This is a genomic window from Streptococcus sp. 2_1_36FAA, from assembly GCF_000161955.2.
Taxonomy (GTDB): Bacteria; Bacillota; Bacilli; order Lactobacillales; family Streptococcaceae; genus Streptococcus; species Streptococcus gordonii.
The window spans coordinates 301,808-314,820 of the sequence record NZ_KI391974.1; the positions used below are offsets into that span (position 1 = coordinate 301,808).

Below are 13,013 nucleotides of genomic sequence, written 5' to 3' on the forward strand. Positions count from 1 at the left end.
AGCAAAAACATCTCCCACCTTTAAGATTCTATTTACACCTTTTTTGTAAATCATCAATCGCCCGAATAAAAATCTCAGGTTTTTCAACATGAATATCATGACCACTCTTGATATTATCTATTAGATGATTGTTCAACAAAAGTTTGTCTACTCGCTTAGCATCTTTGTCATCCATAGCACTCAAGAGAATATCATTTTTATCATAGTAATTTTTCTGATTCAAAGGCCTAGCCACATGAAGCAATATAGATGGACATTGAACTTTTTTCAAGATTTCTTCCTGTTCAAATCCCTTGAACCAAGAAAAATCATAAAACGTTGTGCCAAAACGAAGATCGTAATTTCCTGTTCCATCCTGTAAATTAGCTGTTAAGTCATAGATGAGATTCACTTGTAATTCTGGCGGATAGTACCAAATTCTAGGAATCTTTCCTGGATGATTTTTCATATAGTTCAGAGCTGGTTTTTTGACAATTTTATTAAAATTTTCCTCACCAAAAAGTTTTTTTAAATAAGTATGTTCTAAAAAATAGGCAGTATAATTTTTTTTACCGCTTTTTAAGAAATCATACATATCTTTAAATCCTAACCAAGAAAAAGTAGAAAGTGCTCGACTAGGCTCTGTTGAAAAGAACGGTGCATCTTCTATCAACAGTCCTCTAACAGTATCAGGAGCTAGTGCAGCTACCATTGTTGCCAGAATCCCACCTGATGAATGTCCTGAAATGAACACAGGAGCTTTTATAATATTATGAATAAACCAAATGAAATCCTGACTATTTTCTAGTGCTGAATATTTAGCAGGATTTTTACTAGACCCACCATGTCCATAACAATCTACTGCATATACATGATATCGCTTAGACAATTCTCCAAAAACCTTGGCGTAGTCCTCCCAAGATACTTGCTGGCCATGGATCAGGAGTAAAGGGGGACCATTTTTTGGACCTTCGCCATAATTAATAAGAGATCCATCTGGTAAAGTCACTTGCTTTTCTATCATCCCAGCTTGTCGTATATATTCAAGATTAGCCTTATCATAGTGAAGATTGCGATAAGCAAACCACCCTGCACTTACCAATATAACAGCTATCAATATCAAAATAACTAACATCATTGTCCTTTTCATTCATCGCCTGCTACTTTTCTGAAAAATACTTAGGAGTTTCTAGAAAAAAATTCGGATCTAATAACGCCAATCCTTGATTTTCATCTCCTAGCAAAAGAAGCTGATCTCCCGCTTTTATTTGAAAAATATTTCGTGCCCGAGGGGGTAAGTGGATTTCACCACGCTCTCCCACCGTTACTGTTCCAAAAATATATTTCCCTTTGATACTAGGAGTTGTCAATAAATTGCTTTCTAAATGTACTAGTTCATCCAAACTCACATCAAAATAATCAGCCAATTGAGAGGAATAAATCACATCTGGAACGCTTTCTCCTGCTTCCCATTTTGCTATAGTCTGTCTTGATACACCTATTTCCTCGGCCAGTTTTTCCTGAGAAATATTCTCTCTTTTTCTTAAAATAGCAATATTTTTAGAAATCATTTTTTAATCTCCTTTTTATGATTACACTGTTAGTATAGCAAAAAAGCTGGTTGCTTCAACCAAGCTTTTCTTACTTTTTATAGACTTTTTGTTAAAATTCGTGGCAAAAATATTTTATTCCTCCTCCAAAACCTTCACTTCTTCTCCTTCCACAAGCACAGCTTGGTGATTATGGAGGGAAAGCAGATTTAGCTGGGCGCTGTATGTATCCAGAGTTGCCTGAGCGCTTTCAACAAAGGGTTCTTCGCCTAGATGAGGAAGAACATAAAAATCAACCTCGCTTAGTGCCTCTGTATCATTCAGTTCCTTAGCAACCGCCTTATCGTCCATAAGCTTATTATAGTCAATGTCTTTGGCTGTGATGATAGCACCAGCAGATTCGCCCACATATACCATGCCATCCGCAATCTGCTCTTTTATCAAGGACAGAAGTTGCTTTTTCTTAAGTTCTTGCAAAAGGTAAAAGGTATTGCCACCAGAGATATAGAGGAGTTTACTTTGGAAAATCTTAGCTTGAGCTGTTTCTCTATCACAAGCTGAAATATCTAAAATTTCTACCTGAAATCCCAAATCTGCAAAGGTCTGCAGGGCTTCGTCAATATAACCCCTATACTCTTCTACATTTCCAGCCGTCGGTATAAAAAGTATTTGTTTGCCCAATTGTTTTTCAGACGCATATTGTCTGAACAATTCCTTGACTCCCGCAAAATAAGAGCATAAAAATAATTGTTTCATAGGATACCTCCCTTAGTTTTTCACGATTTGATAAAGAATCCATTGACCTTTTCTTTGACTATTGAGGAGATGTAGGTCCAAGGCTGTCAAGAAGCTTTCCAGTTTTTCGCGCTTTTTAAAGTCTGGTAGGTAGTAAGCTAATTTGCTCCATTCACATGCCAGTAAGATGATTCCATCTGGCTTCAGTATCCGCTTAAGTTCTAACAAGGCCTTCGTTAAATTTGACCAATGAAAATGAGTCTGAAAGGCTGTAATCAAATCAAATTCCTCAACAGGAAGATTTGTTTTCTCAACATTTTTCACCTCGAAAGATAGGCCAGGCTCAGACAATTCTTCAGCTGATTTGATGGCTGTAATTGAAATATCAATCCCCAAAACTTGGCTATCAGGAAAGTGCATTTTTAAATACTTCGAGGAAGCTCCATTTCCAACTCCAACATCCAAAATGGCATGAAATCGCTTCTTATGATCCAACTGACTGACCGACCAGACAACCATGGGCATATAAACACGATTCCAAATTTTCATCATCCATAGTCCAATAAGGCCTGATGGTTTCTTAGATTGATAAATTAAGTAAGGAAAAACCAGAATAATCATAAGGACTATTATCACAAGATAAATCATAGGACTTACCTCTTATATCGTCTACTATAAAGCTTTTTAGCTTTCTCGGTGTATTTCCTGATAAAAACCGTCTTGGAGTCTGTATAGGCATCACGATTGTGTTCATACTGTTTCCACAAAGAAAGTTTGAGCTGTTCATAGTCCTTAGCAACAGCAGGATGTTCCTGCAAATAGTCTCTAAAGTAAAGCTCATCGTGATCACCTGCATAGCGAAGATGCAGATGGAAAACGCGCTTTGCAAAACCACTCGGTGTGTAGCCCTTATTAAAAGACATCCTCCCTTGGCTTTCTGACATGAGCAAATAGCCATTCTGTAGAAGTAAGTCTCTTATTACCGCCATATCTATTTTTTTAGGAATCTCCAGCATGATATCCACTATGGGCTTGGCCCAGATGGTCTCTACCGATGTTGAGCCAATATGGCTAAGACAAACGATCTGATGTTCTGGCAAAAAACTCAAGAGCCGAAGTCGCTCCTCCTCATACCAGTCTTTCCACTCAAGCTGATGTTCTCTTAAAAAAATCGGAAAAAGCTGCCATAGCTCTTCCAAAGACATATCCTCTAATGCTTTAGTCATCATCCACTCTCCTTTAGATTCGAATATTCCTTAAACATATTATATCATTATCCAAAACAAAAGAATTGAAATGTCTAACTTTCATAATAAGAAAACACCCTGAGAATTATCCTCAGAGTGCTTATTTTAATCTTTTTTTTGAGCTTTTTCTCTTTCCAATCGTAATTTCCGATTTGGATTAAGACGTGTGAAGAGTTCTTCTAACTTTTCTGCGTTCCAAACGTCTGCTGCTGAGACAAAATTTCCTTTTTCATCACGGAAAGATATTGGTTTATCACCCATTTCAAGCCTCCTTAGTCAACGAATTCAAACTCGAACTTGCCGATGCGAACTAAGTCGCCATCCTTGGCTCCACGAGCACGAAGAGCTTCATCAACTCCCATACCACGAAGCTGACGGGCAAATTTCATAACGGCCTCATCACGGTCAAAGTTGGTCATATTAAAGAGTTTCTCAAGCTTGTCACCTGACAGCACCCAAGTCGCATCATCATCACGAGAGATTTCAAAGGCAGGAGCTTCTTCGTCAAAGCCATAGTAAGCTTCCTCTTCCATTTCAGACTCATCGTAAAGAAGAAATTCAGGTGTCTTATCCAGTAACTCTGCAGTCGCATCCAAGAGGGTTGCAAGGCCTTGCTTAGTCAGACTGGAAATTGGGAAGATTTGTGGCAGTTCCGCAAACTCATCATAATTAGCTGCTAATTTCTCTTTGAATACCTTGAGATTTTCAGCACTATCTGGCATATCCATCTTGTTAGCAACGATAATCTGCGGACGCTCCATGAGACGAAGGTTGTAGGATTCCAACTCTTTATTGATAGCTAGATAGTCCTCATAAGGATTACGCCCCTCACTAGCTGACATATCAATGACATGCAGGATGACCCGTGTCCGCTCAATATGACGGAGAAACTGGGTTCCCAGTCCAACCCCTTGGCTGGCCCCTTCGATCAAACCTGGTAGATCTGCTACTGCAAAGGACTCTCCAGAATGAGTGCGAACCATACCAAGATTAGGCACGATAGTCGTGAAATGATAGGCACCGATCTTAGGCTTAGCTGCTGTGATAACACTAAGCAAAGTAGATTTTCCGACAGATGGGAAGCCGACCAGACCAACGTCTGCTAGGACCTTAAGTTCAAGTAGAAGCTCCCGCTCTTGTCCTGGTTCTCCATTTTCAGAAATCTCAGGTGCAGGATTTTTAGGCGTTGCAAAACGGATATTTCCACGACCGCCTCGGCCACCACGCGCCACGATGAACTCTTGGCCATTTTCTACCAAGTCCGTCAGCACCTTGCCCGTCTCTGCATCTCGTACTGTTGTCCCCTGTGGCACACGAACAATCAAGTCCTCAGCCCCTCGGCCATGCATACCCTTGGTCATACCCTTTTCACCAGACTGAGCTTTAAAGTGGCGATTGTAACGAAAATCCATCAGGGTGCGAAGACCCTCGTCTACAACAAAAACCACATTACCGCCTCGGCCGCCATCGCCTCCCCAAGGGCCACCGTTAGGAACATACTTTTCACGGCGAAAGGCAACCATACCATCTCCACCATTACCAGCCTTAACCTGAATCTTAGCTGTATCTAAAAACATACTCATTCTTTCTCTACCTTCTCTTAAATTTCACTTTCATATTCCTAAAAAAAACGCTGAAAGAGCGTTTCGGATTTAAAATTATCTCAAAATAGCGCTGACTGCACTAGCAATTATGGCTCCGACTGTTACCACAATCATGATTACCACAACGACCATTGTTAATTTTTCAAATCCTGTTTTTTTGCGTTTTCCTTCATCTCCAAAAGCCACAATAATTACCTCTTATATTTTTATAGACTTATTCTAACATGATTGATAGTATTTTTCAAATGCTAGTCGCTTCAAATAAAAAAAGAAAGAAGAAAGGGATAAAAATTATAAACCTTATCTTCTTTCAAATTATTTTGATCGCTTAAAAACTTACTTCTTATTTTTTAAGCCATCAATTATTGTTTATTTTTCTTTCTTAAGACTACAAACACACCGCCAAGAATAACCAAAATTGAGACTCCGGCTGCTGTCAACCAGATAGCCACTTGCTCACCAGTCTTTGGCAAGGTTGGTTTATTTTCAGATTTCTTAGTTTCTGTTGTTTTTGGATCTTGTTTATTTGAACCCTTTGGATCTGGCGTTTTACGACCAGGATCATTCGGATCGCCTTCACCTGGCTTACTTGGTTTATCCTTTCCTGGCTCTGATGGAATAGTTGGCGGATCATAGGTATTGATTAAGTCATAACCTTCAACTTTTGAACTATAGTTTACAATGGCATCTTCACCAATTGTATAGATAATTTTTTGACCATTTTGATCATTCACTGGAAGACCACTAAATGTGTAGTTCCAGCCATCAGCTTCACTGACAACTTTAGATGCTACTACTTGATTGTTAGCATATAGATTAACTGTAATGCTCTGTGGACGAGTCATGTTTGTATCATTAACCCATGTTTTATGACCTGATACAGAGGTTACTGGTTTGTATGTGTTGGTAAAAGTCGCGTCTCCATCATAAGAAACTGAACCGAATTTTTCACCCAATACATCAACAACTTTAACTGTTACTTTAACCTCTTTAGAGTCATAAGTGTAGCCATCTTCCTGCCCTGGAATTTCTTTAATTACATAGTTGAATGTACCAGCTTGGCTATAGTTGATTGCTGCGAAATTAATAGAACCATCAGCTTCATTAGTCGCTGTCTGTAATAGTTGCCCCTTGTCATCATAAAGGCCAAAACTAAATTGTCCCTTAGTCAATTCTTTACCGACCAGAGTTTTTTGAGCCTTGATTACAACATCTTTTGAGCGTTCGGCACTTCCATCTCCCGAACCAGCTTCCAATCTAAGTGAGCGATTGATTGTTCGTTCTCCTGGGAAGTTTGTAGCTGACCAAGATAATTTATTATTTACTGTATCACCTACTTTAGTTCCTGGCGCTACACGAGTTGAGTATTCAATATACATTGGCCAATTGTAATTATCACCAAAGTTGATTGTGAAGCCATTTACGTCGCCATTTGCATTTTTAGAAAGAACTGCTTTCTTTGTAAAATTGTCAAGAACAGGTAGAGTTAAAAGATGGGCTTCATTACGAATTCCCCCTTGAACTGGTGCATAGCGCACAGCTCGTAAACTTCCTGGAACAAGAGTTAAGCCGTCACCAAAATTATCAGAAATAACCATTCCACGAAGCATGTCTTGTCGAGCGTTTAAGATAATACGCCATTTAACAATACTTGGGTCTGATTTGTCTTGGTAACCATATTTCATCTCGTACTCACCAGCTTGACCATCATCCTTTTTATATTGGAAAGAAAAGTCAGTTTGACCAAAACGGAATGAAACAGGGCCAGACTCTTTGACTGTGTCATTATTTAATCGAACATTGAAATTTAGAGACATTCTCTTATTTTCAGGCAAACGAGAGAAGTAATCACTGAAAGTTACTGTCACCGTCTGATTGTTCGGATCTACTTGAGCGGTACCAACAACTTCACCCTTATCATTTTTGACATCAATGACATTAAAATTCAAAACTGTAATAAGAGTTAACTCTTGAGGCAGCTTCAGAGTAAGGGTATCACCGCTATTAATAGCTTGTGAATCCGGAAAAGTAATGTCACTTGTCACAGCTAAGGTCTCATTTGTCGTAACTGTTGTATCGCTAGTTAGAGGACTACCATTTTTAGTTATAGTAACATTGTTTGTATAGTCAGTAACTTCAGTCGCTTGAGCTGATTTTGTTACTCCAAGACCAAAAACAATAGCCGACAACAAAATAAAGAATTTAAGAACAAGATTATTTTTTTCTTTCATTCATTATTCCCTCCTTCATATTTTATTATACCTAAAATACAGAAAAGTAGGAAATGTTTTATAGAAAAATAACAAAAAAATCAGTTATAGTACAAGATATATACGTAAATTGATTCATTTCATACAAAAAAGTAGCAAAATCAATGCTACTTCTTTGTTTTCATAGTTATTTATTCAATACCAATTTCCGCACGAACAACATCTGCAATCGTATCAACATAGAAATCAACTTCCTCATGACTTGGAGCTTCCGCCATTACGCGAAGTAATGGTTCAGTTCCACTTGGACGAACTAAAATTCGTCCATTTCCTGCCATTTTTGCTTCCATTTCTTCGATGATTGATTTAATAGCAGGGACTTCCATCGCCTTGTCCTTCATGCTATTCTCCACTCGAATATTGACTAATTTCTGAGGATAAATAGTTACTTCGGATGCGAGTTCTGATAACTTTTTACCAGTCTCTTTCATGATTTTGGTTAATTGTACAGCAGTTAACTGGCCGTCACCTGTTGTATTATAGTCCATGATAATCACATGTCCAGACTGTTCTCCGCCAAGATTATAGCCAGATTGGCGCATCTCTTCTACTACATAACGATCTCCAACAGCTGTTACAGCCTTTTGAATTCCTTCTCGATCTAATGCCTTATGGAAACCAAGATTAGACATAACCGTAGTAACAATAGTATTTTGAGCCAACTGGCCTTTTTCAGATAGATACTTACCGATGATGTACATAATCTTATCACCATCTACCAGCTCACCATTCTCATCCACAGCAATCAGACGATCGCTATCTCCATCAAAAGCTAAACCAATAGCAGCGCCCGATTCTCTTACAACCTCTTGCAAAGCTTCAGGATGAGTCGAACCAACATTCAAGTTAATATTAAGTCCATCTGGATTTTCTCCAATAACAGTCAATTGAGCGCCCAAATCAGCAAAAATCTGACGGGCACTTGTTGAAGCAGCACCATTAGCTGTGTCTAGAGCAACATGCATTCCTTCTAACTCTAAACCAGTTGAAACTAGATATTGTTGATACTTGCGTAGTCCTTCTGGATAGTCAACAAGAGTTCCGAGTCCCTCAGCACTTGGACGTGGCAAAGTATCTTCAGTCGCATCAAGTAGTGCTTCAATTTCTAGTTCTCGATCATCATCCAACTTGTAGCCGTCACCACCAAAGAACTTGATACCATTATCAAGTGCTGGGTTGTGGCTGGCAGAAATCATAACTCCGGCGCTTGCTTTTTCTGACTTAACCAAATAAGCAACACCTGGTGTTGCAATAACTCCAAGTTTATAAACATGAATACCAACTGATAAAAGACCAGCAATCAAGGCGCTTTCTAACATTTCTCCTGAAATCCGTGTATCACGTCCAACGAAGACCTTAGGCACTTCACTTTCGTGCTGGCTCAGAACGTAACCGCCAAAACGACCTAATTTAAAGGCCAATTCAGGCGTCAATTCCACATTTGCTTCTCCGCGAACACCATCGGTTCCAAAATATTTTCCCATTATTCTATTATTCCTTTCAGGTTATAAACTGTTTTATTAATGATTAGAAGAGCTCGTAGAAGTTGAGCTTGTACTTGTCGAAGATGAACCTGATGTCTTAGTCGTAATCTTCACTGTCGTTTCATAAGGACTAATGACACTTGGTATTGCAGTCCCAGTACTGTCTACAGCTCTCAAAGTTGCAACGCCTGTATAATTACCACTAATGACGTCACTCTCTGGTAAGACTGCTTCTACATGGTCAATTCTTTCCATGTAATCCTCATCAGTAAAGACGGTAACCTTCGAATCACCGAAGTTGACACTTGAAATTGAAACTCCTTGAGCAACCTGACTTTCTGTGATAGTAGTCTGTACAGGAAATGTCTTACTCACGCGCTTACCTACTTTTACAGTGATTTTATCAGGATTTACTGTTGCTGTCAGGCCACTAGGTAGATTATTAATGCTTAGTTTCACCTCTGAGATACCAGTCTTAACATTGGTCAGATCAGCTACTATTTTGAATTTACGAGTACTTTCCTGCATTTCACTGGCCAAGGTCAAGCGATTTGATCCCGTCAAACTAACTGTTGCTTCGGAAGAGAAACCACTTATGAAATATTCATCGCTGTCGTATTTCACGTCAATTGGAACATTTGTAATTGTATTAGTGTATGTTTCAGACTTATTTAAGCGAATGTTGGCATTGTTTTGGAAATTGTTTGAGGTTGCATAAACAAATAAAACCAGAGCAAAAAAGATAGAGGAGAGGATATACCAGATTTTTTTATAGTTTTTCATTTTCTATGCCCTCCCAGTATACGCTGATGCCAACCTTTTTTATCAGGTTGATCAGGAACCAAAACCTTACGAAGCTCCTCTTCAAATTCCTGCAGAGACAAATCATGCTTGAAGACACCATTGTGAGTGATAGAAATACCTCCCGTTTCCTCCGATACAATAAATGTAAAAGCATCAGAAACCTCAGATAGGCCGATAGCAGCCCGGTGCCGAGTACCAAATTCTTTGGAAATTCTTGAATTTTCTGTGAGAGGAAGATAAGCACATGATACAGCAATCTTATTATCTCTGATAATGACTGCACCATCGTGCAAAGGAGTATTGGGGATAAAGATATTAATCAGTAATTCACCTGATACATCAGCATCCAAGGGAATTCCAGTCGAAATATATTCTTGCAAGGTTCTGCTACCTTGAATCGCAACCAAAGCTCCAATCTTACGTGGACTCATATACTCAACTGCTTTGACAGAAGCTTGGATAAGCTTTTCTTCCGAGCTCATAGGAGTTGCTGAAAAAAGATCCGTTGCTCTACCTAAGCGTTCGAGTCCTGTTCGAATTTCTGGAGCAAAAATTACTACTGCTGCAATAACCCCATAAGTAATAACTTGATTAATCAGCCAAGAGATCGTTGCTAGGCCTAGAACATTTGCAATAATTTGTCCTAATACAAAGAGAAAAACTCCACGCAGGAGAATCATGATTTTTGTTCCTGCAACAGCCTTAGTAAAGAAATATAAGATCCAAGCCACCAAAGCAATATCAATGATATTAATCAAAATACTCCAGGGGCTGCCAAACAAACTGGACCAGTACTGGAGATTAGACAATTGTTGAAAATTCATAATCAATCCACCCTATCAAAGAAAACGTTCTTTTCTATTATATCACTTTTAGTAGTTTTTTTCTGTAATCAAATTTACTTTTTATGATAAAATAATTCTTATGAAGATAAATACACTTTTAGGCCTCTGGGCAGGTAAATCCTCCCACTTTGTCCTCAGCAAAATGGGACGTGGATCTACTCTTCCTGGAAAAATTGCCTTAACCTTTGATAAAAATATTTTACAAAACTTAGCTAAGAACTATGAAGTCGTAGTGATTACGGGAACCAACGGAAAGACACTAACCACTGCTTTGACAGTGGGCATTCTCAAGGAAGCTTTTGGAGAAGTTACTACTAATACTAGTGGTGCAAATATGATTACAGGGATCACCACTACTTTCTTGACTGCTAGAAAAGGCAAATCTGGTAAAAATATAGCTGTGCTAGAAATAGATGAAGCCAGCCTATCTCGGATTTGTGACTATATCAAGCCCAGCCTCTTTGTCTTTACAAATATTTTCCGTGACCAGATGGACCGCTATGGTGAGATCTACACAACTTACCAGATGATTTTGGATGCTGCTGCAAAAGTTCCTGAAGCGACAGTGCTAATGAATGGGGACAGCCCTCTCTTTAACTCAGTTAGCCTAAAGAATCCTGTCCGCTACTATGGATTTGACACTGAAAAAAGCCAGGCTCAGCTGGCTCACTATAATACTGAAGGCATCCTCTGTCCCAAGTGCGAGCATATCCTCAAGTACGAGCTCAATACCTATGCCAATCTAGGAGCTTATATCTGTGAAGACTGTGGCTTCAAGCGTCCTAAACTAGACTACAGCTTGACTGCTCTCAATGCTCTTGAACATAACCGCTCTGCCTTTACTATTGATGGACAAGACTATCAGATCAATATCGGCGGACTCTACAATATCTACAATGCGTTGGCTGCAGTGTCAGTGGCTCAATTCTTTGGAGTTGATCCTTCTACAATCAAGTCTGGTTTTGATAAGAGCCGAGCTGTCTTTGGCCGTCAGGAAACCTTCAAAATCGGAGATAAAGAGTGTACCTTGGTTTTGATTAAAAATCCAGTTGGTGCTACCCAAGCCTTGGAAATGATTGAGCTTGCACCTTTTGACTTTAGCTTATCTGTCTTGCTCAATGCTAATTATGCGGACGGCATTGATACCAGCTGGATCTGGGATGCTGATTTTGAGAGAATTTTAGAGATGAATATTCCTCATGTCATCGCAGGTGGTGTCCGTCACTCCGAGATTGCTCGGCGACTGCGGGTAACGGGTTATCCAGCAGATCAGATTAGCGAAGTCAAAGACTTAGAAGCAGTTTTCAAAGCCATTGAACAACAAGAAACCAAGCATGCCTATATCTTAGCAACTTATACTGCTATGCTGGAATTTCGAGAGTTGCTGGCAGAGCGTCAGGTTGTTAGAAAGGAGATGAACTAATGGTTTATACTTCCCTCACTTCTCTTGATAACCAGGATTTCCGTTACGATATTAAAATTGCCCATCTTTATGGAGATCTCATGAATACTTATGGAGATAATGGAAATGTGCTCATGCTCAAATATGTAGCAGAAAAGTTAGGTGCTAGAGTTCAAGTCGATATCGTCTCTCTAGAAGATGGTTTTGACAAGGACAGCTACGACATCGTCTTCTTTGGTGGTGGCCAAGACTATGAACAAACGATCGTAGCTCGTGACTTACCAGCTAAAAAGGATGCCTTAGAAAATTTTATCAACGAAAATGGCGTAGTGTTAGCTATCTGCGGTGGTTTTCAACTCTTGGGAAAATACTATATCGAAGCATCCGGTCGACGGATCGAAGGATTAGGCATCATGGGACATTACACCCTCAATCAGACTAATAATCGTTACATTGGCGACATCAAGATTCATAATGATGAATTCAATGAGACCTACTATGGTTTTGAAAATCATCAAGGCCGCACCTTCCTCTCTGATGACGAAAAACCACTGGGCAAGGTTGTCTATGGAAATGGTAACAACCAAGAGGATGGTTGTGAAGGCGTTCATTATAAAAATGTCTTTGGTTCTTACTTCCATGGTCCCATCTTGTCCCGCAACGCAAACTTGGCCTACCGTCTGGTAACAACAGCTCTGAAAAAGAAATATGGCTCAGATCTTAAATTGGCAGCTTATGAGGACATCTTAGCACTAGAAAAACAGGAAGAATATGGTGATGTCAAAAGTAAGGCTGAATTTGAATAAATATATTGGAGAATTATTATGAAAGAAAAACTACATTATATCCTACTTTTAATTACCGTTCTATTGGTTGCTGGTATTTCATTGGCCAATATGCAGAGCGTCAATGTTAGCTTTATCCTATTTAGCTTCAAACTTCCCTTGATTATATTGATTTTAATCTCAGTACTTCTAGGATCTATCACAACCTTTCTCATCAGCATGGTAAAAAATTTCTCACTGAAAAAAGAGCTTAAGGAAACAAAAAAAGTACTTGAAAACTCACATTCAAAAAACTAGGTTGGAATTTA

Annotated in this window: 15 protein-coding genes; 3 read left to right on the plus strand and 12 right to left on the minus strand. The window is 39.1% G+C overall.

Annotated elements, in window-relative coordinates:
• Window positions 1–28: 28 nt before the first annotated feature.
• The 12 genes from HMPREF0847_RS03910 to cdaA form a co-directional block, all read right to left on the minus strand.
• Window positions 29–1,129, minus strand: coding sequence for an alpha/beta fold hydrolase (locus HMPREF0847_RS03910; RefSeq protein ID WP_008808896.1), 1,101 nt, complete (start codon window positions 1,127–1,129; stop codon window positions 29–31).
• A gap of 10 nt (window positions 1,130–1,139) precedes the next feature.
• The gene (locus HMPREF0847_RS03915; RefSeq protein WP_008808897.1) at window positions 1,140–1,550 is read right to left on the minus strand and encodes a helix-turn-helix domain-containing protein; all 411 of its coding nucleotides are present in this window, start codon (window positions 1,548–1,550) and stop codon (window positions 1,140–1,142) included.
• 114 nt (window positions 1,551–1,664) lie between these two features.
• Window positions 1,665–2,285: a Type 1 glutamine amidotransferase-like domain-containing protein gene (locus tag HMPREF0847_RS03920; protein WP_008808898.1), complete on the minus strand. Its 621-nt coding sequence runs from the start codon at window positions 2,283–2,285 to the stop codon at window positions 1,665–1,667.
• A gap of 12 nt (window positions 2,286–2,297) precedes the next feature.
• Window positions 2,298–2,912: a class I SAM-dependent methyltransferase gene (locus HMPREF0847_RS03925; protein ID WP_008808899.1), complete on the minus strand. Its 615-nt coding sequence runs from the start codon at window positions 2,910–2,912 to the stop codon at window positions 2,298–2,300.
• Between the two features lie 5 nt (window positions 2,913–2,917).
• Window positions 2,918–3,490, minus strand: coding sequence for a GrpB family protein (locus HMPREF0847_RS03930; RefSeq protein ID WP_037622369.1), 573 nt, complete (start codon window positions 3,488–3,490; stop codon window positions 2,918–2,920).
• Window positions 3,491–3,616: 126 nt separating this feature from the next.
• Window positions 3,617–3,772 carry a hypothetical protein gene (locus HMPREF0847_RS11215; RefSeq protein WP_008808901.1) on the minus strand — a complete coding sequence of 52 codons (156 nt, stop codon included), beginning with the start codon at window positions 3,770–3,772 and terminating at the stop codon, window positions 3,617–3,619.
• A gap of 11 nt (window positions 3,773–3,783) precedes the next feature.
• Window positions 3,784–5,094, minus strand: coding sequence for a GTPase ObgE (gene obgE / locus HMPREF0847_RS03940; RefSeq protein WP_008808902.1), 1,311 nt, complete (start codon window positions 5,092–5,094; stop codon window positions 3,784–3,786).
• 75 nt (window positions 5,095–5,169) lie between these two features.
• Entirely contained in the window at window positions 5,170–5,301 is a 132-nt protein-coding gene (locus HMPREF0847_RS11040; protein WP_012000341.1) for a DUF4044 domain-containing protein, read from the minus strand.
• Window positions 5,302–5,477: 176 nt separating this feature from the next.
• Window positions 5,478–7,346, minus strand: coding sequence for a Cna B-type domain-containing protein (locus HMPREF0847_RS03945; RefSeq protein WP_008808903.1), 1,869 nt, complete (start codon window positions 7,344–7,346; stop codon window positions 5,478–5,480).
• 170 nt (window positions 7,347–7,516) lie between these two features.
• A complete protein-coding gene (glmM, locus tag HMPREF0847_RS03950) occupies window positions 7,517–8,869 on the minus strand; it encodes a phosphoglucosamine mutase (protein WP_008808904.1) in 1,353 nt (450 codons plus the stop codon).
• A gap of 36 nt (window positions 8,870–8,905) precedes the next feature.
• The gene (locus tag HMPREF0847_RS03955) at window positions 8,906–9,652 is read right to left on the minus strand and encodes a CdaR family protein (RefSeq protein WP_012000338.1); all 747 of its coding nucleotides are present in this window, start codon (window positions 9,650–9,652) and stop codon (window positions 8,906–8,908) included.
• The gene (gene cdaA, locus HMPREF0847_RS03960; protein WP_008808905.1) at window positions 9,649–10,497 is read right to left on the minus strand and encodes a diadenylate cyclase CdaA; all 849 of its coding nucleotides are present in this window, start codon (window positions 10,495–10,497) and stop codon (window positions 9,649–9,651) included. The genes HMPREF0847_RS03955 and cdaA overlap by 4 nt, the downstream gene beginning before the upstream one ends.
• 100 nt (window positions 10,498–10,597) lie before the next feature.
• Here cdaA and murT point away from each other — a divergent pair, with 100 nt between their 5' ends.
• Genes murT through HMPREF0847_RS03975 form a run of 3 tightly spaced genes read left to right on the plus strand, consistent with a single transcriptional unit; the run spans window position 10,598 to window position 13,002 of the window.
• On the plus strand, window positions 10,598–11,941 hold the full coding sequence (gene murT / locus HMPREF0847_RS03965; RefSeq protein ID WP_008808906.1) for a lipid II isoglutaminyl synthase subunit MurT: 1,344 nt from the start codon (window positions 10,598–10,600) through the stop codon (window positions 11,939–11,941).
• Entirely contained in the window at window positions 11,941–12,726 is a 786-nt protein-coding gene (gatD, locus tag HMPREF0847_RS03970; protein WP_008808907.1) for a lipid II isoglutaminyl synthase subunit GatD, read from the plus strand. The genes murT and gatD overlap by 1 nt, the downstream gene beginning before the upstream one ends.
• Before the next feature lie 18 nt (window positions 12,727–12,744).
• Window positions 12,745–13,002: a lipopolysaccharide assembly protein LapA domain-containing protein gene (locus HMPREF0847_RS03975; protein WP_020992657.1), complete on the plus strand. Its 258-nt coding sequence runs from the start codon at window positions 12,745–12,747 to the stop codon at window positions 13,000–13,002.
• The last annotated feature ends 11 nt before the right edge of the window (window positions 13,003–13,013 follow it).

Coding starts and splice junctions, on each gene's coding strand:
- obgE (WP_008808902.1), bottom strand. CDS start 5,094: ATGAGTATGTTTTTAGATACAGCTAAGATTCAGGTTAAGGCTGGTAAT.
- gatD (WP_008808907.1), top strand. CDS start 11,941: ATGGTTTATACTTCCCTCACTTCTCTTGATAACCAGGATTTCCGTTAC.
- HMPREF0847_RS03975 (WP_020992657.1), top strand. CDS start 12,745: ATGAAAGAAAAACTACATTATATCCTACTTTTAATTACCGTTCTATTG.
- HMPREF0847_RS03945 (WP_008808903.1), bottom strand. CDS start 7,346: ATGAAAGAAAAAAATAATCTTGTTCTTAAATTCTTTATTTTGTTGTCG.
- HMPREF0847_RS03920 (WP_008808898.1), bottom strand. CDS start 2,285: ATGAAACAATTATTTTTATGCTCTTATTTTGCGGGAGTCAAGGAATTG.
- HMPREF0847_RS11215 (WP_008808901.1), bottom strand. CDS start 3,772: ATGGGTGATAAACCAATATCTTTCCGTGATGAAAAAGGAAATTTTGTC.
- HMPREF0847_RS03915 (WP_008808897.1), bottom strand. CDS start 1,550: ATGATTTCTAAAAATATTGCTATTTTAAGAAAAAGAGAGAATATTTCT.
- HMPREF0847_RS03910 (WP_008808896.1), bottom strand. CDS start 1,129: ATGAAAAGGACAATGATGTTAGTTATTTTGATATTGATAGCTGTTATA.
- glmM (WP_008808904.1), bottom strand. CDS start 8,869: ATGGGAAAATATTTTGGAACCGATGGTGTTCGCGGAGAAGCAAATGTG.
- HMPREF0847_RS03930 (WP_037622369.1), bottom strand. CDS start 3,490: ATGACTAAAGCATTAGAGGATATGTCTTTGGAAGAGCTATGGCAGCTT.
- HMPREF0847_RS03925 (WP_008808899.1), bottom strand. CDS start 2,912: ATGATTTATCTTGTGATAATAGTCCTTATGATTATTCTGGTTTTTCCT.
- HMPREF0847_RS03955 (WP_012000338.1), bottom strand. CDS start 9,652: ATGAAAAACTATAAAAAAATCTGGTATATCCTCTCCTCTATCTTTTTT.
- cdaA (WP_008808905.1), bottom strand. CDS start 10,497: ATGAATTTTCAACAATTGTCTAATCTCCAGTACTGGTCCAGTTTGTTT.
- murT (WP_008808906.1), top strand. CDS start 10,598: ATGAAGATAAATACACTTTTAGGCCTCTGGGCAGGTAAATCCTCCCAC.